Origin of the sequence: Pseudomonas sp. R4-39-08, assembly GCF_003852275.1 — a bacterium.
Lineage (GTDB): Bacteria > Pseudomonadota > Gammaproteobacteria > Pseudomonadales > Pseudomonadaceae > Aquipseudomonas.
Map to the genome: position 1 here is coordinate 3,307,396 of NZ_CP027733.1, position 23,543 is coordinate 3,330,938.

General features: G+C 62.8%; 18 protein-coding genes and 2 riboswitches. Of the genes, 6 read left to right on the top strand and 12 right to left on the bottom strand.

Features of this window, described 5'->3' with window-relative positions; genetic code table 11:
* Nucleotides 1-81: 81 nt before the first annotated feature.
* Genes pepN through C4J88_RS15305 form a run of 6 tightly spaced genes read right to left on the bottom strand, consistent with a single transcriptional unit; the run spans nucleotide 82 to nucleotide 6,582 of the window.
* A complete protein-coding gene (gene pepN, locus C4J88_RS15280; protein ID WP_124407450.1) occupies nucleotides 82-2,739 on the bottom strand; it encodes an aminopeptidase N in 2,658 nt (885 codons plus the stop codon).
* Nucleotides 2,740-2,752: 13 nt separating this feature from the next.
* The gene (locus tag C4J88_RS15285; protein WP_164487684.1) at nucleotides 2,753-3,583 is read right to left on the bottom strand and encodes a DUF2797 domain-containing protein; all 831 of its coding nucleotides are present in this window, start codon (nucleotides 3,581-3,583) and stop codon (nucleotides 2,753-2,755) included.
* The gene (locus C4J88_RS15290) at nucleotides 3,580-3,840 is read right to left on the bottom strand and encodes a YeaC family protein (protein ID WP_124367263.1); all 261 of its coding nucleotides are present in this window, start codon (nucleotides 3,838-3,840) and stop codon (nucleotides 3,580-3,582) included. Before C4J88_RS15290 ends, C4J88_RS15285 begins: the two co-directional genes overlap by 4 nt.
* A gap of 14 nt (nucleotides 3,841-3,854) precedes the next feature.
* Nucleotides 3,855-4,724, bottom strand: coding sequence for a rhomboid family intramembrane serine protease (locus C4J88_RS15295; RefSeq protein WP_124407451.1), 870 nt, complete (start codon nucleotides 4,722-4,724; stop codon nucleotides 3,855-3,857).
* Complete coding sequence (locus C4J88_RS15300; protein ID WP_124367265.1) at nucleotides 4,721-5,692, bottom strand: metallophosphoesterase; 972 nt, start codon at nucleotides 5,690-5,692, stop codon at nucleotides 4,721-4,723. Before C4J88_RS15300 ends, C4J88_RS15295 begins: the two co-directional genes overlap by 4 nt.
* On the bottom strand, nucleotides 5,692-6,582 hold the full coding sequence (locus C4J88_RS15305) for an NAD(+) kinase (protein WP_057725186.1): 891 nt from the start codon (nucleotides 6,580-6,582) through the stop codon (nucleotides 5,692-5,694). Before C4J88_RS15305 ends, C4J88_RS15300 begins: the two co-directional genes overlap by 1 nt.
* Nucleotides 6,583-6,736: 154 nt before the next feature.
* On the opposite strand from C4J88_RS15305, the gene C4J88_RS15310 reads away from it, so the two are divergent.
* Nucleotides 6,737-7,684 (top strand): DUF1853 family protein, encoded by a 948-nt coding sequence (locus C4J88_RS15310; RefSeq protein WP_124407452.1) that lies wholly within the window; start codon nucleotides 6,737-6,739, stop codon nucleotides 7,682-7,684.
* A 108-nt stretch (nucleotides 7,685-7,792) separates the two neighbouring features.
* Here the strand turns inward: C4J88_RS15310 and C4J88_RS15315 are convergent, their stop codons facing one another.
* From C4J88_RS15315 to C4J88_RS15335, 5 genes are all read right to left on the bottom strand, one after another.
* A complete protein-coding gene (locus C4J88_RS15315) occupies nucleotides 7,793-8,395 on the bottom strand; it encodes a VWA domain-containing protein (RefSeq protein ID WP_124408629.1) in 603 nt (200 codons plus the stop codon).
* A 53-nt stretch (nucleotides 8,396-8,448) separates the two neighbouring features.
* The gene (locus C4J88_RS15320; protein ID WP_124407453.1) at nucleotides 8,449-9,447 is read right to left on the bottom strand and encodes an ATP-binding protein; all 999 of its coding nucleotides are present in this window, start codon (nucleotides 9,445-9,447) and stop codon (nucleotides 8,449-8,451) included.
* Entirely contained in the window at nucleotides 9,447-13,208 is a 3,762-nt protein-coding gene (cobN, locus tag C4J88_RS15325; RefSeq protein ID WP_124407454.1) for a cobaltochelatase subunit CobN, read from the bottom strand. Before cobN ends, C4J88_RS15320 begins: the two co-directional genes overlap by 1 nt.
* A gap of 3 nt (nucleotides 13,209-13,211) precedes the next feature.
* A complete protein-coding gene (cobW, locus tag C4J88_RS15330; RefSeq protein ID WP_124407455.1) occupies nucleotides 13,212-14,273 on the bottom strand; it encodes a cobalamin biosynthesis protein CobW in 1,062 nt (353 codons plus the stop codon).
* Nucleotides 14,274-14,365: 92 nt separating this feature from the next.
* Nucleotides 14,366-14,566: riboswitch (cobalamin riboswitch) on the bottom strand.
* Nucleotides 14,567-14,612: 46 nt separating this feature from the next.
* Complete coding sequence (locus C4J88_RS15335) at nucleotides 14,613-16,037, bottom strand: M10 family metallopeptidase C-terminal domain-containing protein (RefSeq protein ID WP_164487719.1); 1,425 nt, start codon at nucleotides 16,035-16,037, stop codon at nucleotides 14,613-14,615.
* 184 nt (nucleotides 16,038-16,221) lie between these two features.
* A riboswitch (cobalamin riboswitch) is annotated at nucleotides 16,222-16,423 on the top strand.
* 96 nt (nucleotides 16,424-16,519) lie between these two features.
* Between C4J88_RS15335 and C4J88_RS15340 the strand changes: the two genes are divergently transcribed.
* The 4 genes from C4J88_RS15340 (at nucleotide 16,520) to cobM (ending at nucleotide 18,633) form a co-directional block, all read left to right on the top strand.
* Nucleotides 16,520-16,708: a CbtB-domain containing protein gene (locus C4J88_RS15340; protein WP_124407456.1), complete on the top strand. Its 189-nt coding sequence runs from the start codon at nucleotides 16,520-16,522 to the stop codon at nucleotides 16,706-16,708.
* 11 nt (nucleotides 16,709-16,719) lie between these two features.
* A complete protein-coding gene (locus tag C4J88_RS15345; RefSeq protein ID WP_124407457.1) occupies nucleotides 16,720-17,424 on the top strand; it encodes a CbtA family protein in 705 nt (234 codons plus the stop codon).
* Entirely contained in the window at nucleotides 17,421-17,813 is a 393-nt protein-coding gene (locus C4J88_RS15350) for a cobalamin biosynthesis protein (RefSeq protein ID WP_124367271.1), read from the top strand. The genes C4J88_RS15345 and C4J88_RS15350 overlap by 4 nt, the downstream gene beginning before the upstream one ends.
* A 70-nt stretch (nucleotides 17,814-17,883) precedes the next feature.
* Nucleotides 17,884-18,633: a precorrin-4 C(11)-methyltransferase gene (gene cobM, locus C4J88_RS15355; RefSeq protein ID WP_124367272.1), complete on the top strand. Its 750-nt coding sequence runs from the start codon at nucleotides 17,884-17,886 to the stop codon at nucleotides 18,631-18,633.
* A 140-nt stretch (nucleotides 18,634-18,773) separates the two neighbouring features.
* Here cobM and nfuA read toward each other — a convergent pair whose 3' ends face one another.
* Nucleotides 18,774-19,358: a Fe-S biogenesis protein NfuA gene (gene nfuA / locus C4J88_RS15360; RefSeq protein ID WP_017136914.1), complete on the bottom strand. Its 585-nt coding sequence runs from the start codon at nucleotides 19,356-19,358 to the stop codon at nucleotides 18,774-18,776.
* 348 nt (nucleotides 19,359-19,706) lie between these two features.
* Between nfuA and metH the strand changes: the two genes are divergently transcribed.
* Nucleotides 19,707-23,417, top strand: coding sequence for a methionine synthase (metH, locus tag C4J88_RS15365; protein ID WP_124407458.1), 3,711 nt, complete (start codon nucleotides 19,707-19,709; stop codon nucleotides 23,415-23,417).
* Nucleotides 23,418-23,543: the final 126 nt, after the last annotated feature.

Genomic DNA, 23,543 nt, shown 5'->3' on the forward strand with positions numbered 1-23,543 from the left:
CGTGCTTTCTGAATGAACGCGGTGCCTGTGAGTTTTTCGCGAGCAAGCTCGCTCCTACAGACTAAGCCCCCTCCTACATTGTCAGGCAAGGCTCTTGCTGACCACCTCGAACACATCGCTGGACAGCTCGCCCGCGCCCAGGATGCGTTCCAGTTCCGCCTTCATCAGCGCTTGCCGCGCGGCGTCGTATTTACGCCAGCGCGTCAGCGGTGCCAACTGGCGCGACGCAATCTGTGGGTTCAGCGTGTTGAGCTGGATCACCAGGTCCGCCAGGAAGCGGTAGCCCGAACCATCCGCCGCGTGGAAGTTGATCAGGTTCTGCCCGGCAAAGGCGCCAATCAGGGCGCGCACTTTGTTCGGATTCTTGATGGTGAACGCCGGATGTTCCATCAATGCCTTGACCCGCGCCAGCCCGCCCGGCAGGGTGCTGCCGGCCTGTACGCTGAACCATTGGTCCATGACCAGCGGGTTGTCCTTGAAGTTCTCGGCAAACACCGCCAGCGCCTGGGCTTTTTCCGCTTCGAATGGCGAGTTCACCAGCACGGCCAGGGCCGTCAGGCGCTCGGTCATGTTGTCGCTGGTGTCGAATTGGTCCAGCGTCGCCGCCAGCACTTCAGGCCTGCCGCTGAGCATCAAATAGGACAATGCGATGTTCTGCAGGGCACGCCGGGCAAAGTGCTCGGCCTCTGCCACGTAGGGCGTTTTCCGGGACAGGTCACGGTTGGCCTGATAGCGCAGCCACAGCCCTTCGAACAGGTTGTCGGCCAGTTGCTTGCGGGCAAATTCGCGGGCGGCGTGGATCGCATCGACATCCGCCACTTCACTGATTTCGGCCAGGTAGGCTTCGCTCGGCAACGAGAGCATCTCGGCGACCATGGCCTGGTCCAGGCGTTCGTCGCTCAATACCGTGCGCAACGCGTCGATCAGGCGTTGATCGAGCTTCAGCGGCTGCCCCGCCTGATGCTGGCCGATCAGTTCCTGCAACACCTGCACCGACAACTGCTGGCCGGCGTCCCAGCGGTTGAAGCCGTCGCTGTCGTGCTGCATCAGGAACATCAATTGGTCGCGGTCATACGGGAAGCTCAGTTTCACCGGTGCCGAGAAGCCACGCAGCAGTGAAGGCAACGGTTTTTGCGCGACGTCAACAAAGGTGAAAGTCTGCTCGGCTTCGGTCACCGAGATCACACGGGAGGTACCGCTTGCCGTGGCTTCACCTTCCAGGCGCAAGGCGATACCGGCGCCCTTGTCGTCCAGCAGGCCCAGCTCGACCGGGATCACGAACGGCAGTTTTTCTACCTTGTCCGGGGTTGGCGGGCAGCTCTGGCGGAAGGTCAGGCTGTAGGTCTTGGCCGCCGCATCGAAGGACTCGCTCACCGCCAGACGTGGCGTGCCGGCCTGGCTGTACCAGCGCTTGAACTGGCTGAGGTCGACGCCGTTGGCATCTTCCATAGCCTTGATGAAGTCATCGCAGGTCACGGCCTGGCCGTCGTGGCGCTCGAAATACAGGTCGCTGCCTTTGCGAAAGCCTTCGGCGCCGAGCAAGGTGTGGAGCATACCGACGACTTCCGAACCCTTTTCGTACACGGTCAGGGTGTAGAAATTGGAGATTTCGATAAAGCTGTCCGGGCGCACCGCGTGGGCCATGGGGCCGGCGTCTTCGGCAAACTGGTGGGTACGCAGGTACGCCACATCCTGGATGCGCTTGACCGTGGCCGAGTTCATGTCGGCGGAAAAGCCCGAGTCACGGAACACGGTAAAGCCTTCCTTGAGCGACAGCTGGAACCAGTCGCGGCAGGTCACGCGGTTGCCCGACCAGTTATGGAAGTATTCGTGGGCGACGATGGCTTCGACACGCTGGTGGGCCGCATCGGTAGCGGTTTCGGCGCGGGCCAGCACGGCGCTGGAGTTGAAGATATTGAGGCCCTTGTTCTCCATGGCGCCCATGTTGAAGTCGCTGACCGCCACGATCATGAAGATGTCGAGGTCGTACTCGCGGCCGTAGGTCTCTTCATCCCAGCGCATGGATTTTTTCAGGCTGGTCATGGCGTGCTGGCACTTGTCGATGTTTTCCGGCTCGACATAGATGCGCAGCGCGACTTCGCGCTGGGTCATGGTGGTGAAGCTGTCTTCGACACACCACAGGTCACCGGCCACCAGGGCAAACAGGTAGGCCGGTTTCTTGAACGGGTCTTCCCAGGTCGCCCAGTGCCGCCCGTCTTCGCCGGGGCCGCTGGCAATCGGGTTGCCGTTGGACAGCAGCACCGGGTAGCGATGCTGCTCGGCGATCACCGTGGTGGTGAACACGCTCATCACGTCCGGACGGTCGAGGTAGTAGGTGATCTTGCGAAAGCCTTCGGCCTCGCACTGGGTGCAGAACATGCCACCGGATTTGTACAGGCCTTCAAGGGCGGTATTGGTTTCCGGATGAATCTTGACCGTGGTGTCGAGGGTGAAGGTTTCGCTCTGTGGCTGCAGCGTCAGGTGGCTGTCGGTCAACTGGTAGTCAGCAGCCGTCAGCGCCTGATCGGCGAGGTTCACGCTCAGCAGCTCCAGTTGCTGGCCGTCCAGCACCAACGGCGGCAGCCCGGCGCCGCGCTCGGGGTTGCGGCGCATCACCAGCTGCGCGTGGACCAGGCTGTGGTCCTCGAACAACTCGAAGGTCAGGTGCGTCTCGTCGATCAGGTAGTCCGGCGCCTGATAGTCCTTCAGGTAAATCATCTTCGGTTGTTCGGTGCGCATGGGTGGCATCCTTCTACTGATGCACGGCGAGCTGGTAGGCCGTGTATTTACGAATATTGATCACGCCGGTATCGAAGATCAGGTATTGGCCCTTGATCCCCAGCAGCGTGCCTTCGGCAATCGGATTCTTGTCCAGGTTGAAGCTGACGATCTTGGCCGGGTACTGCTGCACCGGATAACGGATCTCGATCGGTTCGATGTCGGCAATGGTTTGGATGGCCTGCAGGCCAAAGCGTTCCTGCAACCCCAGCAAACCTTCGGCGCAGGAGGCGAACAACTCATCGCGTACCTGCTTGAGGTCGACCGACTGCGCGTCGCCCTTGAGCAGCGCGCGCCAGTTGGTTTTGTCGGCCACCTGGCTACGAAACAGATCCTCGACAAAGCCCGATTGCTGGCGGGTGGCCACGCGCATGATCGGCAGCGCCTGGCTGGCGCCCTGGTCGAGCCAGCGGGTCGGCAACTGCGTGGCGCGGGTGATGCCGACCTTGATCCCCGACGAGTTGGCCAGGTACACCACGTGGTCGGTCATGCAGAAGGTTTCACCCCAGCCCGGATCGCGGCAGGTGCCAGCGTCGTAATGGCAGCGCTCGGGACTCATGATGCACAGGTCACACTGGGCCAACTTGGTCATGCATGGGTAGCAATAACCCTGGCTGAAGCTGTTTTTGGTCTTGCGCCCGCAATGGCTGCAATGAATGGCACCAAGGTATTCCAGGCGAATATGGGTGCCAATCAACGGGTTGACCGCAACCTCGGTGTCGCCAAGACGAAACGCGTATTGAACGGTCGGCTCACCGAGTTTCGCCGACATTTTGCTGACTGCACCGCGACCGATTTCAATCAATGGATCGCATCCGACTTGAACAGGATGTTCGGCACCGGTGCCGATTTCGACGCGCATTCCTGCGGGCCCATGTAACCGGTGCGCTGGTCTTCGGGCAGGTTCTGCAGTTCCCAGGCAATCACCGCTTGCAGCGACAGCTCGCGCTGTTCGGCGGTGAGCTTGCGGCCGTCGGACCATTTGCCGATTTCCACGGCGAGCTTGAGGCTCTCGTAGATGTCCGGGGTGATGTTTTCGATCATTTCAGCAAAAGAGGACATAAGGCTCTTCCTTATCAAATAGACGATTTGCGACGGTTGTACAGCCCGCCCAGCAAACCGGTCAGGCAACCGATAACCAAGCCGCCCACATGGGCCGCGTTGGCGATTTCGCCGAAACCGATCATCGAGACCAGCCCCGACAGGCAGAGCACCAGCCACACCAGCATCATCGCCAGCACCCCACGGGGCAGGCGATATGCCGGGTTGGGCGAGAGTAGTTGAAAGATCCAGCAATGCCCGAGCAGGCCATACAACACGCCGGACAAACCGCCAAACAGGCCCGGGCCGCCGTATGCATACTGCGCGTAATTGGAGACCAGGCTGAACAACAGAGTCAGGCCCAGCAGGTTGATGCTGCCCTGGCGCGCTTCGATGCGGCGGCCCAGCTCCCAGTACCACATGCCATTCATGGCCAGGTGCAGGATGCCGAAGTGAATCAGCATTGGCGTGACCAACCGCCACCACTGCCCGGACGCCAGGCTGTCGGCCAGCGGCGTGAACTGAATGTATTCGCCCAGCACCCGGAACGGCAGGAAGGTCAGCCAGGCCACGGTTTGCAGGTTTTCGCCAAGCAGCGTCACCGCGCCGACGACGAGGCTGGCCAGCAGCACCAGCGCCGTGACCGGGCTATGGCGTACCTGCTGGACAAACCCTGGCCGGGCCACGGGCGCCCGTTCGGGAATGTCCAGTTGCTGGTCCGGATCACCGGCGGGAAAGCGTTGGTACAACACGCGCACATCGTCGCTGATGCTCTCGGGCACCCATAGCACTTGTTCGCCGGCTTCCTCGCTGACGCGATGAGGCACCTGCATGCGTTGCAGCAACTTGACGAAACCGCCCAGGTCGACACTCAGGGGCAGGCGCAATACAGCCACGGTACTCATTGACTAACCTCAGGTCGCTCAACGTCGACCCAGACGAATTTATGCGGATCCAGTTGGGTTTCCTGGTCCAGGCGATACGCCACCAGCTTGCCGTACAGCACCGCGCTGTAGTCCAGGCAGGCCAGGTTCGGGCGGATCGGTGCCGGTTTGCCGCTGCGCCAGTAATGGCCGACGAACAACAGCGGCTCGTCGACGCCATAGCGCAGCAGGGAATTTTTTTCAGTGGAAGACAATGGCGTGCGCGCCACCGGCTCGGGCAGGGCATCGGGCTGGAACACGATGTCGCCGTAGGTTTTCGGGTCGTCTTCCCAGAATTTGGTACGGAAGAACGAGCGCGTCAGGCCATCGCCACCGGTCAGAGTGAGCCCGTGGGGCAAGCGCATGTCGGTGCCGCGCAACAGGCGATCGAACGCGTTGCAGGCGAAACTGCCAGGCACGGCGGCGGCCTGCAGGAAATGCTGATCGATGCAGCCATCCGGGAACGTGGCGCGCAGCGGCTGGATGAACCCCTCATCCCAGCACGCATGCACCACCCGGAAACGCCCAGCGTCGACAAACAGCGGCATGTCGTAGAACCAGCCGAGGAAGTCGTGCCAGTCGGCCGGGTGCTGCTCGAACTGGGTCAGGGTTTCCTGGATCAGCCGCCCATGGCGCGGGGTGTGCTCACGCACGAACTGCTTGCCACTGCCCGGCGGTGCCGGCGTGGTCCAACCCAGCGCATTGAACTCATGGTTGCCCATGATGCACAGCGCCTGGCCGGCCTCGGTCATGTCGTGGACGATATGCAGCGCTTCGCGGATGCGCGGGCCGCGGTCGATGATATCGCCGAGAAACACCGCCATGCGCGACGGGTGGCGCCAGGTGCCGCCCTGCTTGTGGTAGCCCATCTGGTCGAGCAAGTGCTCCAGCGTGTGGGCGCAACCGTGCACGTCACCAATCAGGTCGTAGCTACGCGCGGGATCGAGCATCAGTCGCCTCCGCCCCCCAAGCGGCTGCCCCAGCCCAGCTTGGTGCGGCACACTTCGTAGTAGTTGTGGTCCAGCGGGTGGATCAAGCGCAACTTCTGTGCCTTCTTGCTAACGGTGATGGTGTCGCCGGGAGCGCAGGTGAAATGGTTCTGCCCGTCGCAGGACACTTGTGGGTAGATTTGCATATCTTTGGACACCACGATCTTCAGCTCACTGTTGCCATCGACCACAATCGGCCGACTCGACAACATATGGGGGTACATCGGCACGATCACAATGGCATCGAGCTTGGGGTGCATGATCGGGCCACCGGCCGACAGCGCGTAGGCGGTCGAGCCGGTCGGCGTGGCGACGATCAGGCCGTCGGCCTTCTGGCTGCACACGAACTGGCCGTCGATATACAGCTCGAACTCGATCATCCGCGTGGATTTGCCCGGATGCAGCACCACGTCATTGAGGGCATCGCCCTGGCCGATGGCTTCGCCGTGGCGGCGCACTTCGGCCTGCAGCAGGAAGCGGTTTTCCACCAGGTAATGGCCGTCGAGCACCTTGGCCACTTCGACTTCCAGTTCGTCCGGACGGATATCGGTAAGAAACCCCAGGCTGCCGCGGTTGATCCCCAGCACCGGCACGTTATGCCGCGCCAGCGCCCGGGCTGCGCCGAGCAGGCTGCCGTCGCCGCCGACCACGATGACCATGTCGCACACTTCGCCGAGCATCTTGCGCGAGGAAGTCTGCAGGCCGTGTCCCGGCAGGATTTCGCCGATGGTGTCTTCGAGGATCACATGCAGGTGGCGTTCCAGCAGGAATTTTTTCAGCCGGCGGACGGTGTCCAGCACCTGGGTACTGCCCAGGCGACCGATAATGCCGATATTGCGAAATTGCTCCATGGGGCTCCTGCGGGCATAGGGTGCGGCAAAAAGAAAGGATTATGGGCGAAAGGCCGGCTCAGGCAAAATCCTTTGTCGCCGCCGCGCCTTGATGACAATGGTTCTCAGGCGGTTCTCAGCACCTGCACGCAACGTAAGAGGCTATGCTCGCACCATGACTCTGTTCCCCGACTTGCACGCCCTGCCCCGCCAACTGCGACACCCCGAAGTGCGCGACCTGGCGTGGGTGATGCTGGCGCCACCGATGCTCGCACACACGCCATGGCCGCAACGCCATCCGCTGGCGGGCAGCGACTGGGTACAGGCGCCGCAGTTGCTCGAAGCCTGGCTGCGTGCGCTCGATCAGGACAGCAGCGCGCTGCAGCATTGGCTGAGCCTGGCGCGCACCCGGCGCCTGGGCCTTTATTATGAGCGCCTGTGGCAGTTTGCCGTGCAACATGCGCCGGGCGTGGAGCTGCTGGCGGCCAACCTGCCGATCCGCCGCGCCGGGCACACCCTGGGTGAGCTGGACATGCTGCTGCGCGACCGCGATGGCGTGCATCACTTGGAACTGGCGATCAAGCTGTATCTGGGCCCGCAGGCTGGCAACGGCCGCGACACGGCGCAGTGGCTGGGGCCGGGCTGCCATGACCGACTCGACCGCAAACTGGCGCACCTGGCCCAGCATCAATTACCGATCTCAGCACGCCCGGAGAGCCGCGAAGCCCTGGCGGCGCTGGATATCCAGCAGTTCGATGCGCACTTGTGGCTGGGTGGATATCTGCTGTATCCGTGGCCGGGCCAGGCCGAATCACCCCATGGCGCCCATCCGCAGCACTTGCGTGGGCGGTGGTTGCATCAGCGGGATTGGCCGGACTTTGTCAGCGCGAGCGCGGCAGGCCGCTGGCAACCCTTGCCTCGGCATGCCTGGCTGGCGCCGGCGCATTACCCGGCAAGCGAGGTGTGGAGCGAGGAACAGATGCAGGGCTGGCTGGCAGACCTGGACCCGATGGCGCCCGCGCAGTTACTGGTGCGGTTGGTGCAGAAGGGTGAGGACTGGGAGGAAGCCGAGCGCTTGTTTCTGGTGGCGGATCTTTGGCCGAATGTGCCGGGGGCTGGCTGATAAATCTGTGCTGTACTGGCGACCGCTATCGGGAGCAAGCCCCCTCCCACAGGGGAATGCATTCCAAATGTGGGAGGGGGCTTGCTCCCGAATGCATTGGCTCAGGCGCTATAACTGGTCGATATGCCGATACTCCAGCTGCAACCCGGCAGCCAACTCCTGCGCCCGCCCCAGCCTGATCGGCCCGCGCTCGATGTCCACCAGTAACCCCGGACACGCCAACTGCGCCAACCCGTCGATCGCCTTGAGCCGCCCATCGGTCATCACCAGCATCCGCTGCTGCTCCGCCGGGTAACGCTTACGCCGCGCCACCAACCAATGGGCCGCCTCGCTCAAGGCTGCCAGCAACGGCGTACCGCCACCGGCGCCTAGCTGTTCCAGCCAATCCGCCAAGCCTTTCGAGGCCTTCAAACCCTGCACCTGCCACTGCGGCGACTGCCCGCTGGCGGTCAACAACGCCAGGCGCGCCCGTTGCCGGTAGGCGTCATCGAACAGCTGCGCCAACAGGCCCTTGGCATCGCTCAACGCCCGATGCCGTCGGGTGGAGGCCGAGGCGTCGACAATCACCAGCCACAGCTCATGGGCCGAACGGTTGCGCACCTGCCAGCGCAGATCCTCATGGCGCTGCGGCCTGCCACCGAGCAAGGTGCCCGGCCAGTTGATCAACCCCAGCTTCGCACTGCGCGCCTTGCCCTGCCTGCCATTGTCCAGTCGCCCCGCCTTGGGCCGGGCATCCGCCCCCGCGTCAGGTCGGGGGCGAATGCCTAGGGCTTTTTTGGCCAGGTGGGCACATCGCGACGGGAACCGGTGGCCAGGGCCGGCGCAGGCATGTCGCCCCATTGGCCTTGGCCCGGCGAGGTATCCGAGGGTTGCGGCGACTGCCCTGGATTCGGCGGGCTGGCCGGTGGCGACTGTTCCTGGCGCCGATGACGCAAGGCAAATTCCGCAACCGCTTCAATGTCTTCTTCGGCAATCCTGTCAGCGCCCCGCCACGCGGCATGAGCGCGGGCGCCGCGTAGCCAGACCAGGTCGGCACGCAAACCGTCGACCCCCGCAGCAAAGCAGCGCTCGGTGATTTGCGCCAAGGCGTGATCATCCAGTTCAATACCGTCCAGCCGTGCCCGCGCCTGGGTGCAGCGCTCGCGCAGCGCCGCCTGCGGCTCATTCCACTGCTGACAGAACGCAGCGGGATCACGGTCGAAATCCAGGCGACGACGAATAATCTGCCCACGCTTGGTGGGCAGCGTTTGCCCGCTCAATGCCACGTTGAAACCAAAGCGGTCGAGGAGCTGTGGACGCAACTCGCCCTCCTCCGGGTTCATCGTGCCGATCAGCACAAACCGCGCCGAGTGCCGATGGGAGATGCCATCACGCTCGATCAGGTTGGTGCCGCTGGCGGCCACGTCCAGCAACAGATCGACCAGGTGATCGGGCAACAGGTTGACTTCATCGACATACAACACGCCGCCATCGGCCTTGGCCAGCACGCCGGGGGAGAACTGCGCGCGGCCCTCGCCGAGCGCGGCGTCCAAATCCAGGGTACCCACCAGGCGCTCTTCGGTAGCGCCCAGGGGCAAGGTGACAAACTGCCCACTGGCGAGCAGGTCTGCCAGGCCACGGGCCAGGGTGGACTTGGCCATGCCGCGCGGGCCTTCGATCAGCACGCCGCCGATTTGAGGATCGATAGCGGTCAGGCATAGCGCCAGTTTCAGCGCGTCGGCACCGACCACGGCGGCCAGCGGGAAATGCGGAATATCGGTCATCAGTGGTCTTCTTCTATATCCAGCAACAGGTTTTCCAACGCTTCGCGGTAGGCGCCCGGCGCTTGCCACAGGCCGCGTTGCTGGGCTTCGAGCAGGCGCTCGGTCATGTCGCGCAGGGCGTCGGGGTTATGTTGTTGCACAAAAGCGCGAGTGTCCGGGTCCAGCAGGTAGGCGTCGGCGAGCAACGCGTACTGGTGGTCGTCGATCAGTGCCGTGGTGGCGTCGAAGGCGAACAGGTTGTCCACGGTCGCGGCCATTTCAAACGCGCCTTTATAGCCGTGACGCTTCACGCCCTCGATCCACTTCGGGTTGGCCGCGCGGGAACGAATGACTCGGTTGAGCTCTTCCTTCAAGGTGCGGATCTTCGGCAGGTCCGGCTGGCTGTGGTCGCCATGGTAGCTGGCGGCCTTGGCGCCGCTCAGGGTTTCCACAGCGGCGAGCATGCCGCCCTGGAATTGATAGTAGTCGTTGGAGTCGAGCACATCGTGTTCACGGTTGTCCTGGTTCTGCAACACCGCCTGCACCTGGCTCAAGCGCTGGGCGAACTGCTCGCGGGCGGCGGTGCCTTCGTCAGCGCCGCCATAGGCGTAGCCGCCCCAGTTCAGGTAGACCTCGGCCAAGTCCTCGCGGCTTTGCCACAGGCGGCCATCAATCGCGCCCTGCACGCCCGCGCCATAGGCCCCCGGCTTGGCGCCGAAAATGCGCCAACCGGCCTGTTTCGCCGCAGCCTCTTCATCCAGGCCCGATTCGCGCAAGGCCTGGCGCTCACTGCGCACCTTGGCAGCCAGCGGGTTCATGTCGTCTGGCTCGTCCAGGGCGGCGACCGCTTGCACCGCCGCATCGAACAGGCGGATCAGGTTGGCGAAGGCATCGCGGAAGAAGCCGGACACCCGCAACGTCACGTCGACGCGGGGACGATCCAACAGGCTGATCGGCAGGATCTCGAAGTCATCCACGCGCTGGCTGCCGGTGGCCCAGACCGGCCGCACGCCCATCAGCGCCATGGCCTGGGCGATATCGTCGCCGCCGGTGCGCATGGTGGCCGTGCCCCACACCGACAGGCCCATCTGGCGCAGATGATCGCCGTGGTCCTGCAGATGCCGTTCGAGCAGCAGGTTGGCCGACTGGAACCCAATGCGCCAGGCCGTGGTGGTCGGCAGGTTGCGCACGTCCACCGTGAAGAAATTGCGCCCCGTGGGCAGCACATCCAGGCGGCCGCGGCTCGGCGCGCCGCTGGGGCCGGCCGGCACGAAGCGACCGCTCAAGGCGTCCAGCAGGCCGCGCATTTCTGCCGGGCCGCAGGCATCCAGACGCGGCGCCACGACCACGCGCAGGCTTTCGACAACGGCCTTCACGTCCTCCCAGCCAGGTTCCTCCAGCTCTTCCAGCGGCCCTTCCAGCGCCTGCTCGATCAAGCGCGCCGCGTACAGCTCCAGACGCTCGCGGGTGTCGCCGGCGGTGCGCCACACCTGCGCGTCAAGGTCGCGCAACACCTCGGGCCGACGCCCGGTCCACGGTTCGGCGAGCGCGCAGTCCAGAGGGTCGAAGCCCAGCTCGAACGACTTGGCCAGCACCCGCAACAGGCTCGATTGCGCGCCACGGCCATCGCCCCGAGGGATGCGCAACAAGGCCAGCAAGGTATCGATGCGCAAGCGCCCAGCCGGCGACTCGCCAAAGATATGCAGGCCGTCGCGGATCTGGGATTCCTTCAAGTCACACAGGTAGGTATCCAGGCGCGGCAACCAACTGTCGGCATCGGCATTGCCGTCCAGCTCAAGCTCCTCGTCGATATGGGTTTCGCGCACCAGCTTGAGAATGTCTTTCTGCAGTTCCAGCGCGCGTCGTGGGTCGAGCAACTGCGCTTCATAATATTCGTCGGCCAGCAGCTCCAGGTTGCGCAGCGGGCCGTAGGTTTCGGCGCGGGTCAGGGGCGGCATCAGGTGGTCGATGATCACCGCCTGGGTGCGACGTTTGGCCTGGGCGCCCTCGCCGGGATCGTTGACGATAAACGGGTAGATATTCGGCAGCGGGCCGAGCAGCACGTCCGGCCAGCAGTTCTCCGACAGGCCCACGCCCTTGCCCGGCAGCCATTCGAGGTTGCCGTGCTTGCCAACGTGAATCAGCGCATGGGCGCCGTAGGTATGGCGCAGCCAGAAATAGAACGCCAGGTAGCCGTGGGGCGGCACCAGGTCAGGGTCGTGATACACCGCACTCGGGTCGACCTGGTAACCGCGCGCCGGCTGGATGCCCACAAAGGTTTGATCCAGGCGCAGGCCGGCGATCATCAGGCGACCGTCGCGGCACATCGGGTCCTGATGGGGCGCGCCCCAGCGCTCCAGCACCGCCTGGCGATTGGCTTCGGGCAGGCGCTGGAACATCGCCGCGTAGTCGTCCAGCGCAAGGCTCTGATGACACGGGCGCAGGTCGAGGCTGTCGAGGTCGTTGGTGACGCCGCCCAGCAACGCATGGATCAAGGCCGTGCCGCTGTCCGGCAAGGTGGCAGGCACCGGATACCCTTCGGCGTGCAGCGCGCGCAGGATATTCAGCGCCGCCGCCGGCGTATCCAGGCCCACGCCGTTGCCGATACGGCCGTCACGGGTTGGATAATTGGCCAGGATCAAGGCCACGCGCTTATGCTCATTCGGCACCCGCGCCAGCTCGACCCAGCGGCGCGCCAGTTCGGCGATAAAGTCCATGCGTTCGGGCGCGGCGCGGTAGCACACCACGTCCGACTGGCTGCGCTCACTGCGCCAGGCCAGGTCCTTGAAGCTGATCGGCCGGCTGATGATGCGCCCGTCCAACTCCGGCAAGGCGATGTGCATCGCCAGGTCGCGAGGGCCCAGGCCTTGTTCGCTGGCCTGCCAGCCGGGCTGGTTGTCCTGGGCGCAGATCGCCTGGATCACCGGGATATTGCGGCGAAACGGGCGCAGATGCGGCGCTTCGGGGCTCGATTGAGCAAAGCCGGTGGTGTTGAGGATCACCGCCGCCTGCACCTCATCCAACAGGTCTTCGACCACCTCCAGGCAACCGGGCTCTTTCAAACTGGCGACTGCGATCGGTAAGGGGTTAAGGCCCGCTGCCTGCAGGCGCTGGCAGAACACGTCGATGAACCCGGTATTGGCGGCCTGCAAGTGCGAGCGGTAGAACAGCACCGCCGCCACCGGATAATCCACGCGCCACTGCGCCTGCCAATCAGCCAGGTGGGCGTTGGCGGTCAGCGGGTGGTAGATCGAGGTGCGCGGCAGGCTTTGCGGCTCAGCCCAGGCATAGTCGCGCCCCAGATAGCCGGCGGCCAGGCAGCGATAGAAGTCCAGCGCGTTACCCAGGCCGCCCTGGCGCAGGAACTGCCACAGCCGGTCACGCTCGGGCGCCTCCACGCTGCTCAAACCGCTGAGTTCCGGGTCTGGGCGATCATCCCCCGGTACCAGGATCAGCGTGACGCCACGCTCCGCCAACGCCACCAGACGCTCGACGCCATAGCGCCAGTAACCGATGCCGCCATGCAGCGAAATCAGGATGACCTTGGCGTGGCGCAGCACGTCATCGACGTACAGGTCGACCGAGGCATGGTTCTGCACCTGCATCGGGTTGGCCAGGCGCAGGCTGGGGTAATCCTCGGGCAACTGCCGGGCCGCCTCGGCAAGCAGCGCCAGGCTGGAATCGCCGCTGCACAGGATCACCAACTCGGCGGGGGTTTGGCCAAGGTCGGCGATGTTGTCGTCCGCGACGAAGCCACCGGGCTGGGTCCTGAGCAGGTGCATGGGTCAGGCGCTGATGGCGGCGCGCAGTTGCGCTTCAAGGCCTGCCGCGTCAAGCGCCTGGCCGATCAGCACCAGGCGTGTGGTGCGTGCCTCATCGGCGCCCCAGGCACGGTCGAAATGCTTGTCGAAACGCGTGCCCACGCCCTGGATCAGCAGGCGCATCGGTTTGTTCGGGATGGCGGCGAAGCCCTTGACGCGCAGGATGCCGTGCTGCACCACCAATTGCGTCAGGGCGTCGAGCAGCAGGGCTTCGTCGGCTGGCGGCAGGTCGATGGAGATGGAGTCGAACGCGTCGTGGTCGTGATCGTCCTCACCTTCATGATGATGGTCGTGATGGCTATGGCGCGCATCGATATGCTCCTCGGAGCCGGCGCCCAGACCGATCAACACGTCCAGTGGTACGCGACCGCTGCTGGCTTCGATGACTTTCACCGCCGGCGGCAACTCCTCGGCCACTTCCAGGCGCACGCGGGCCAGGTCTTCGGCGCTGATCAGGTCGGCCTTGTTGAGGATCACCAGGTCGGCACTGGCCAGTTGGTCGGCGAACAGCTCGTGCAGGGGCGACTCGTGGTCCAGGTTCGGGTCGAGCTTGCGCTGGGCGTCGACCTGGTCCGGGAACGCGGCGAAGGTGCCGGCGGCCACGGCCGGGCTGTCGACCACGGTGATCACCGCGTCCACGGTGCAGGCATTGCGGATTTCCGGCCATTGGAAGGCCTGGACCAGCGGCTTGGGCAGGGCCAGGCCCGAGGTTTCGATGAGGATATGGTCGAGGTCGCCACGCCGGGCCACCAGTTCGCGCATCACCGGGAAGAACTCTTCCTGCACGGTGCAGCACAGGCAGCCATTGGCCAGCTCGTACACGCGGCCGTTGGCTTCTTCTTCGGTGCAACCGATGGAGCACTGCTTGAGGATGTCCCCGTCAATGCCCAGCTCGCCGAATTCATTGACGATCACCGCAATGCGACGGCCCTGGGCGTTGTCGAGCATATGGCGCAGCAAGGTGGTCTTTCCCGAGCCGAGGAAACCGGTAACGATGGTGACGGGGAGTTTGGCCAGTGTTTTCATCGGATGCCCTTTGGGGCGGGCATACGGGACGATAGGCCCTGCGACGGCGCGCAGCAGCGGATTTCGTCACCGGATCACCCCGCCCGGTTGAATTGAAAAATCGAGTGCGAGGCAGGTCTCCTGGCTTGGGGCTTGCGGGTCTTGCGACCGGCGCTGACTGCGCCTTCCCGCCGGATCGGCAGTGGCGTGGCAGTCAGTAGAACCCTTCACAGTTGCGGGGGCAGCCGCGGCTTGAACCGCGTTCCCTTCTTAGCTTCGGCCTGGGCCGAAGAACCTCGAGCGAGCAAGGCTACGCAGTGCAGGGTCGGCGGTCAATGTCCCCTACCCGGGAGGCAGGGTTCACGCGTAATGAAAGCTGACAGGCACATCGCCAACAATGTCGGTATGCCGTATCTGCCCGTGGCTTTGGAGATAGAAATCAATTTCGCCGTTGCCGGTCAGGTCGAGTACAACCCATGACTCGTCCGTCTGCGGATCGTAACCCACGCCCACCTCGCCTGCCCGCCCAGTGAACTGGCTGACAAAAATCAGCGAGCCAAGGCCATGCCTGCGCAACAGCGGGGAAATATCGATGCTGTCCTGCCCACTGACAAAGTCCATCAACTGGTCCGGGGCGTATAACGTCGAATCACTGGCATACTGGTAGATGAACGTATCGCTGCCCGCGCCTCCTCGCATGTGGTCCGCGCCGGCGCCGCCGGTGAGGTGGTTGTCAGCGTCATTTCCGATCAGCACGTCTTTACCTGAACCACCGATGGCGTTTTCCAGGGTAACGCCCTTGGCGATGGAAACATTGCCCTTCATTCCTCCTACATCGGAAAAAGACTGGGCGCGCAGGTTGATCACCTGGTCCTGATGATATCCAGAGAAGTCCAACGTATCGTTGCCGCCGCCGTCCCAGACGCAAAACACAGCACCGTCGCGAGACGAATTCAAGGACAGATCGTCTCGCTGGGTATTGGAGTTGAACCCGTAGGTAGTATCGGTATTGCGCGTCTGATGGTTGGCACCATAAACCCTCTGAGCCCAGGCGATGTCGGCCATCAATGGCGAGGAGGCGTGTTGCCCCTTGAAATCCTGATGAGTATGGCTCACGTCAAAATAGCTCATGACTGAGTAGCCCCGACTGTCTTGTGCATAGGCGGCTTGCGCGTGGTAGGTGGCGGGCCCACGAGTAGCGTCATAATCGCCTGTATGTGCGGCGCCCAGGATGTGGCCGATCTCGTGCGTGAGCGTTTGGCGCCCGAAGCCGTTGACCTGCGGTGCACGGTTATCCGCATAGCCGGGGTTCACACGCACCCGGCCCTGATAATGTGAGAACAAAGCGTCGGCGACTGCCGGCGCCTTGTCGTTGACAAACCGTAACCGGCCTTCGGATTCAATGGCATCTTCTTTAAAAGTAACCTTCGCAACATCCGCCCAGGACTGCATTGAGCGTCGGGCCTGATTTTTTTGTATCTCATTAAACTTACTTTCATTTTTTGCAACTTCATTAAACGTATAAGAGAGTTGCACTGTGTGGTCGCCATTACTGTCATTCAATCTACGCCCCTTACGATCGATCTGGTGCGCCATATCGCTCAACGACCACACAGGTTTATTGAAGCTTGCGCGGGAATACGGATCATCGGCGCGCTGGGAGCGATCTCCATGCGCAGGGGCGTTAACGCTTGAGAATGCTTGCTGGGACTCGGGCAACTTGTGCGGTTGATCCGTATGTGCGCAAACATTACCCGGATTAAACTTGGCGCGAGATACACTCATCGTGAACTAAGCCTCATAAATGACACATCAACATTCAAGGCGCCCAGCTTCCAACAAGAAACATTCAAAATAAAGCGCGACACCCACACAAACCAATTAAAGATATTACTCATCAGCTGCTCACGCCCTCCCCATCCAGCGCCCGCCCCCACCTCGATTGACGCCCAGGTCTCGCCCGTGTTTTCCTATGCAACTTGTTTCGGGTGCCCTTCACAGGGTGAAACGGGAAACCGGTGCGCCATAGACCCATGGCAAGTCCGGTGCTGCCCCCGCAACGGTAAGCGAGCGAAGCGTCAAATCCACTGTGCTGTGCATGGGAAGGAGATGCTTGACAGGCCAAGCGCCCCTCGCAAGCCCGGAGACCGGCCCGAAAAATTCAGATAACAAACCCGCGGTGGGCGGGCGCTGTTCAGAACCCTGCGTGCCCGGCTCGCGGGGTTTTCATGCGCTCGTTTCACCCTGACACCCAGAAGGGACGCGCCATGTCGATCATCAGCAGCACCTCGCACACCGCCAGCAGCTCCGCCACCCTGGGCCAACGCCTGACCGCCGCTATCGGGGCGTCGATCCTCGGCGCGTGCCTGGTGTATTTCGCGGGTTTCTCACACATCGAAGCCGTGCACAACGCTGCTCACGATACCCGCCACAGCGCCGCGTTCCCGTGCCACTGAGACCTGCCGACATGATCAAGCGTATTGCCCAAACCGCAGGTTTCACAGGCCTGCTGGCCGCCCTGCTGCTGACCCTGCTGCAAAGCTTCTGGGTCGCCCCGCTGATTCTGCAGGCGGAAACCTTTGAAAACGCCCCGGCAGCCACCGAACCAGCGCATGAACATGCCGCAGGCGCCGCCGCCCATACCCACGATGCCGAAGCCTGGGAGCCGGAAGACGGCTGGCAGCGCGTGCTGTCCACAACCGGTGGCAACCTGGTAGTTGCCGTCGGGTTCGCCCTGATGCTGGCCGGCCTCTACACGCTGCGCGCACCGACCCGCACGGCCCAAGGCCTGCTATGGGGGTTGGCCGGTTACGCGACCTTCGTGCTGGCGCCGACCCTGGGCCTGCCGCCAGAGCTGCCGGGCACCGCTGCCGCTGACCTGGCCCAACGCCAGATCTGGTGGATCGGTACTGCAGCCTCTACCGCCGCCGGTATTGCGCTGATCGTGTTCGGCCGCAACTGGCTGCTCAAAGTGCTGGGCGTGGCGATCCTGGCCGTGCCGCATGTGGTCGGTGCGCCGCAACCGCAAGTGCATTCGATGCTCGCGCCAGAAGCCCTGGAGGCCCAGTTCAAGATCGCGTCGCAGCTGACCAACGTGGCGTTCTGGCTGGCACTGGGCCTGATCAGCGCCTGGCTGTTCCGCCGCAACCGCGACGATCAATACTCGGCATGACCCTGGTGGTCGGCCTGGGCTGCCAGCGCGGTTGTGATCTTCACACCCTGCTGAGCCTCTTTGACACCGCCCTCACCGAGGGCGGGATTGAACGCCAAGGCATTACCGCACTGGCAAGTATCGACCTCAAGCGCGAGGAACCGGGGCTGCTCGCCCTGTCCCGATTGCTGGGCTTGCCGTTGCAGTGTTTCAGCGCTGAACAACTGGCCGTCTATGAAGATCGGCTGAGCCATAAATCGGCCGTTGCCTTTACGCATACCGGCTGCCATGGGGTCGCCGAAAGCGCTGCCCTGGCCCTCGCCGAACATCTTGCCAACGCCCCCGCACGCCTGCTGATCACCCGCAAAAAAACCGCCCAGGCCACCTTTGCATTGGCCTGCGCCGGTTAAAACCTCGATAATCGTCCCTTCCGATCATGAGCAGTCTTCATGCTCGCCCGTTTTTCGACAGGAATCTCCCATGACCGTCTACTTCATCGGCGCCGGCCCCGGCGATCCGGAACTGATTACCGTCAAAGGCCAGCGGCTGATTCGCAGTTGCCCGGTGATCATCTACGCGGGCTCGCTGGTGCCAACGGCGGTGCTGGAAGGTCATAACGCCGAACACGTGGTCAACAGCGCTGAACTGCACCTGGAGCAGATCATCGACTTGATCAAGGTCGCCCATGCAAATGGCCAGGATGTGGCACGCGTGCACTCCGGAGATCCGAGCCTGTACGGCGCGATTGGCGAGCAGATTCGTTACTTGCGCGAGCTGGGCATACCGTTCCAGATCATTCCTGGCGTCACCGCAGTAGCGGCGTGTGCAGCGCTGCTTGAGACCGAGCTGACCCTGCCGGACATCGCCCAAAGCGTAATCCTGACGCGCTACGCCGATAAAACCAGCATGCCGGCGGGCGAAGACTTCGACAGCATGGCGCGACACGGCACGACCATGGCGATTCACCTGGGGGTCAACCACCTGGAGAAGATCGTCGCCGAACTGTTGCCGCATTACGGCGCGGACTGCCCGATTGCCGTGGTGCATCGGGCGACGTGGCCAGATCAGGATTGGGCAGTTGGCACGCTTGAGGATATTGTGGCCAAGGTTGAGGCAAAAGGTTTCCGGCGTACCGCGCTGATCCTGGTGGGCCGCGTGCTGACCAATGACAGCTTCAGCGGGTCATCGCTTTACCGTGCCGGCCATGCCCATCTCTATCGCCCCGGATAAACACCGCCAAAACTGTGGGAGGGGGGCTTGCTCCCACAGTTAATGTTCTGCGTCATCAATGTCGCGCAACTACTTGAAAAAAAACAATAAAAAACGGCGCTCACGGGGCGCCGTTTTTATGCTCGCAGTGAACACCTTACTCAGTAGTAGGCGTTTTCTTTCTGCGTGTGGTCAGTCACGTCGCGTACGCCCTTGAGCTCTGGAATACGCTCCAGCAGGGTGCGCTCGATGCCTTCGCGCAGGGTCACATCCGCTTGGCCACAGCCCTGGCAGCCGCCGCCGAATTTCAATACGGCGATGCCGTCCTCAACCACATCGATCAAGCTGACCTGACCGCCGTGGCTGGCCAGCCCCGGGTTGATCTCGGTCTGCAGGTAATAGTTGATGCGCTCGTTGACCGGGCTGTCGGCGTTGACGTTCGGCACCTTGGCGTTCGGCGCCTTGATAGTCAACTGGCCGCCCATACGGTCGGTGGCGTAGTCGACTACGGCGTCGTCGAGGAAGGCTTCGCTGAAGTTGTCGATATACGCGGTGAAGCTTTTCAGCCCCAGAGCGGTGTCTTCAGGTTTCTCTTCCCCAGGCTTGCAGTAGGCAATGCACGTCTCGGCGTACTGGGTGCCGGGCTGGGTGATAAAGACGCGGATGCCGATGCCTGGGGTGTTCTGCTTGGACAGCAGGTCAGCCAGGTAATCGTGGGCGGCGTCGGTAATGGTTATGGCAGTCATGGAAACTCCTCACAGGCTTGCCGGCAGTTTACGCCAAATCATTACAGAGGTACAAAGTCCTAGTATTTTTGTCGGGAAATAATTACCCGATCCTCCACACCTAGCCGCCGCTTGAGCGAGCGATAGGTTTCCTTTCCTTCTCCAGCACCAGGACGGCGCTGACGATTACACCAAGCGTATAGGTACCCGGTCCGGGTTCAATGTATGCGCTCTATTAAGTGGCGGCGATCCCAACGGCCAGCGCCTTCGCCAACATGAGTGATATTCATGTTAATCCCGACACGCTTAAAATTCGCACAGGTTTGGTATGATCGATACCCTTCGTAATGCCTGACTTAGAGTAGTCCCATGTCCGATCGTAGCGCTCGTCTGCAAGCCCTTCACCACGCCCTCAAGGAACGCATCCTGATCCTTGACGGTGGCATGGGCACGATGATCCAGAGCTATAAGCTTGAGGAGCAGGACTACCGTGGCAAACGCTTCGCCGACTGGCCAAGCGACGTCAAGGGCAATAATGACTTGCTGGTGCTCACCCGCCCTGACGTGATTGGTGGAATTGAAAAGGCCTACCTGGATGCCGGTGCCGACATCCTTGAAACCAACACCTTCAACGCCACGCGCATTTCCATGGCCGACTACGGCATGGAAGAGCTGGCCTACGAGTTAAACGTGGAAGGCGCGCGCCTGGCCCGTAAAGTGGCCGACGCCAAGACCCTCGAGAACCCGGCCAAGCCGCGCTTCGTCGCCGGCGTTCTCGGCCCCACCAGCCGCACCTGCTCGCTGTCGCCGGACGTGAACAACCCCGGCTACCGCAACGTGACCTTCGATCAATTGGTGGAAAACTACACCGAGGCCACCAAGGGCCTGATCGAAGGCGGCGCCGACCTGATCCTGATCGAAACGATCTTCGACACCCTTAACGCCAAAGCCGCGATCTTCGCGGTGCAAGGCGTGTTCGAGGAACTCGGCGTAGAGCTGCCGATCATGATTTCCGGCACCATCACCGATGCCTCCGGGCGCACGTTGTCCGGCCAGACCACCGAAGCGTTCTGGAACTCCGTAGCCCACGCCAAGCCGATTTCGGTCGGCTTGAACTGCGCGCTCGGCGCCAGCGAACTGCGCCCGTACCTGGAAGAATTGTCGAACAAGGCCAATACCCACGTTTCCGCGCACCCTAACGCCGGCCTGCCCAACGAGTTCGGCGAGTACGACGAACTGCCCTCGGAAACGGCCAAGGTCATCGAAGAGTTCGCCCAGAGCGGCTTCCTCAATATCGTCGGTGGCTGCTGCGGCACCACGCCGGGGCATATCGAAGCCATCGCCAAGGCCGTGGCCGGTTATGCGCCGCGCTCGATCCCGGACATTCCCAAGGCCTGCCGCCTGTCCGGCCTGGAGCCGTTCACCATCGATCGCAGCTCGTTGTTCGTCAACGTCGGCGAACGCACCAACATCACCGGTTCCGCCAAGTTCGCCCGGCTGATCCGTGAAGACAACTACACCGAAGCCCTGGAAGTCGCCCTGCAGCAGGTGGAAGCCGGCGCCCAGGTGATCGACATCAACATGGACGAGGGCATGCTCGACTCGAAGAAGGCCATGGTGACCTTCCTCAACCTGATCGCCGGCGAACCGGACATCTCGCGCGTGCCGATCATGATCGACTCCTCCAAGTGGGAAGTGATCGAAGCCGGCCTCAAGTGCATCCAGGGCAAGGGCATCGTCAACTCCATCAGCATGAAGGAAGGCGTGGAGCAGTTCATTCACCACGCCAAGCTGTGCAAGCGCTATGGCGCAGCCGTGGTGGTGATGGCGTTCGACGAAGCCGGCCAGGCCGACACCGAAGCGCGCAAGAAGGAAATCTGCAAACGCTCCTATGACATCCTGGTCAATGAAGTGGGCTTCCCGCCGGAAGACATCATCTTCGACCCGAACATCTTCGCGGTCGCCACCGGCATCGAAGAGCACAACAACTACGCCGTCGACTTCATCAATGCCTGCGCCTACATCCGCGACGAGTTGCCCTACGCGCTGACCTCCGGTGGCGTGTCCAACGTGTCGTTTTCGTTTCGTGGTAACAACCCGGTGCGCGAGGCGATCCACTCGGTGTTCCTGCTGTATGCGATCCGCAACGGGCTGACCATGGGTATCGTCAACGCCGGCCAACTGGAGATCTACGACCAGATCCCGGCCGAGCTGCGCGATGCGGTGGAAGACGTGGTGCTCAACCGCACCCCGGACGGCACCGACGCCCTGCTCGCCATTGCCGACAAGTACAAGGGCGACGGCAGCGTCAAGGAAGCCGAGACCGAAGAGTGGCGTGGCTGGCCGGTGAACAAGCGCCTGGAACACGCGCTGGTCAAGGGCATTACCACACACATTGTCGAAGACACAGAAGAGTCGCGACTGTCGTTCGCGCGCCCGATCGAGGTGATCGAAGGCCCGCTGATGTCCGGGATGAACATCGTCGGTGACCTGTTCGGCGCCGGCAAAATGTTCCTGCCCCAGGTGGTCAAGTCCGCCCGAGTGATGAAGCAGGCCGTGGCCCATCTGATTCCCTTTATCGAGCTGGAAAAGGGCGACAAGCCGGAGGCCAAGGGCAAGATCCTGATGGCAACGGTCAAGGGCGACGTGCACGACATCGGCAAGAACATCGTCGGCGTGGTGCTGGGGTGCAACGGCTATGACATCGTCGACCTCGGCGTGATGGTCCCGGCGGAAAAGATCCTGCAGGTGGCCAAGGAACAGAAGTGCGACATCATCGGCCTGTCCGGCTTGATCACCCCGTCCCTGGACGAGATGGTGCATGTGGCCCGCGAGATGCAGCGCCAGGACTTCCACCTGCCGCTGATGATCGGTGGCGCCACCACCTCCAAGGCGCACACGGCGGTGAAAATCGAGCCCAAGTACAGCAATGACGCGGTGATCTACGTGACCGACGCCTCGCGTGCCGTGGGCGTGGCCACGCAGTTGCTGTCCAAGGAATTGAAAGCCGGTTTCGTCGAGAAAACCCGCCTGGAATACATCGACGTACGCGAGCGCACCGCCAACCGCAGCGCCCGCACCGAACGCCTGAGCTACCCGGCGGCGATTGCCAAGAAGCCGCAGTTCGACTGGAGCACGTACACCCCGGTCAAGCCGACCTTTACCGGCACCAGGGTGCTGGAGAATATCGACCTCAACGTGCTGGCCGAGTACATCGACTGGACACCGTTCTTCATTTCCTGGGACCTGGCCGGCAAATTCCCACGCATCCTCACCGATGAAGTGGTGGGTGAAGCGGCCACCGCGCTGTATGCCGATGCCCGGGAAATGCTCAGGAAGTTGATCGATGAAAAACTCATCAGCGCCCGCGCGGTGTTCGGCTTCTGGCCGACCAACCAGGTGCAGGACGATGACCTGGAAGTCTATGGCGAAGACGGCCAGCCGATCGCCCGGCTGCACCACCTGCGCCAGCAGATCATCAAGACCGACGGCAAGCCGAATTTCTCCCTGGCCGACTTTGTCGCGCCCAAGGACAGCGGCGTGACCGACTACATCGGTGGCTTCATCACCACCGCCGGCATCGGCGCCGAAGAGGTCGCCAAGGCCTATCAGGACGCCGGCGACGACTACAACTCGATCATGGTCAAGGCCCTCGCCGACCGCCTGGCCGAAGCCTGCGCCGAGTGGTTGCACCAGCAAGTGCGTAAAGAACACTGGGGCTACGCCAAGGACGAACAGCTGGACAACGATGCGCTGATCAAGGAGCAATACAGCGGCATCCGCCCTGCCCCAGGCTACCCGGCGTGCCCGGACCACACCGAGAAAGCCCAGTTGTTCCAGCTGCTCGACCCAGAGGCCCGCGAAATGCAGGCCGGCCGCAGCGGTGTGTTCCTCACCGAGCACTATGCGATGTTCCCGGCGGCAGCCGTCAGCGGCTGGTACTTCGCTCACCCGCAGGCGCAGTACTTTGCCGTGGGTAAGGTCGACAAGGACCAGGTGCTGAGCTACACCGCGCGCAAGGGCCAGGACCTGAGCGTGACCGAGCGCTGGCTGGCGCCGAACCTGGGCTACGACAACTGATAGGCTCTTGCACCCATGCAGGGGCTTGTCGAGCCCCTGCACGGGCGTTGCGGTCTACAAACCCAAACGGGTAAGCACCGGTAATCGTGTAGGCGGTAGTTAGCTATATGGGCCGCCATGACGCGG

What these genes read in the sequence shown, in the direction of transcription:
- pepN (WP_124407450.1), bottom strand. Translation starts at nt 2,739, where the DNA reads ATGCGCACCGAACAACCGAAGATGATTTACCTGAAGGACTATCAGGCG.
- C4J88_RS15290 (WP_124367263.1), bottom strand. Translation starts at nt 3,840, where the DNA reads ATGTCCTCTTTTGCTGAAATGATCGAAAACATCACCCCGGACATCTAC.
- C4J88_RS15295 (WP_124407451.1), bottom strand. Translation starts at nt 4,724, where the DNA reads ATGAGTACCGTGGCTGTATTGCGCCTGCCCCTGAGTGTCGACCTGGGC.
- C4J88_RS15300 (WP_124367265.1), bottom strand. Translation starts at nt 5,692, where the DNA reads ATGCTCGATCCCGCGCGTAGCTACGACCTGATTGGTGACGTGCACGGT.
- C4J88_RS15305 (WP_057725186.1), bottom strand. Translation starts at nt 6,582, where the DNA reads ATGGAGCAATTTCGCAATATCGGCATTATCGGTCGCCTGGGCAGTACC.
- C4J88_RS15310 (WP_124407452.1), top strand. Translation starts at nt 6,737, where the DNA reads ATGACTCTGTTCCCCGACTTGCACGCCCTGCCCCGCCAACTGCGACAC.
- C4J88_RS15320 (WP_124407453.1), bottom strand. Translation starts at nt 9,447, where the DNA reads ATGACCGATATTCCGCATTTCCCGCTGGCCGCCGTGGTCGGTGCCGAC.
- cobN (WP_124407454.1), bottom strand. Translation starts at nt 13,208, where the DNA reads ATGCACCTGCTCAGGACCCAGCCCGGTGGCTTCGTCGCGGACGACAAC.
- cobW (WP_124407455.1), bottom strand. Translation starts at nt 14,273, where the DNA reads ATGAAAACACTGGCCAAACTCCCCGTCACCATCGTTACCGGTTTCCTC.
- C4J88_RS15335 (WP_164487719.1), bottom strand. Translation starts at nt 16,037, where the DNA reads ATGAGTGTATCTCGCGCCAAGTTTAATCCGGGTAATGTTTGCGCACAT.
- C4J88_RS15340 (WP_124407456.1), top strand. Translation starts at nt 16,520, where the DNA reads ATGTCGATCATCAGCAGCACCTCGCACACCGCCAGCAGCTCCGCCACC.
- C4J88_RS15345 (WP_124407457.1), top strand. Translation starts at nt 16,720, where the DNA reads ATGATCAAGCGTATTGCCCAAACCGCAGGTTTCACAGGCCTGCTGGCC.
- C4J88_RS15350 (WP_124367271.1), top strand. Translation starts at nt 17,421, where the DNA reads ATGACCCTGGTGGTCGGCCTGGGCTGCCAGCGCGGTTGTGATCTTCAC.
- cobM (WP_124367272.1), top strand. Translation starts at nt 17,884, where the DNA reads ATGACCGTCTACTTCATCGGCGCCGGCCCCGGCGATCCGGAACTGATT.
- nfuA (WP_017136914.1), bottom strand. Translation starts at nt 19,358, where the DNA reads ATGACTGCCATAACCATTACCGACGCCGCCCACGATTACCTGGCTGAC.
- metH (WP_124407458.1), top strand. Translation starts at nt 19,707, where the DNA reads ATGTCCGATCGTAGCGCTCGTCTGCAAGCCCTTCACCACGCCCTCAAG.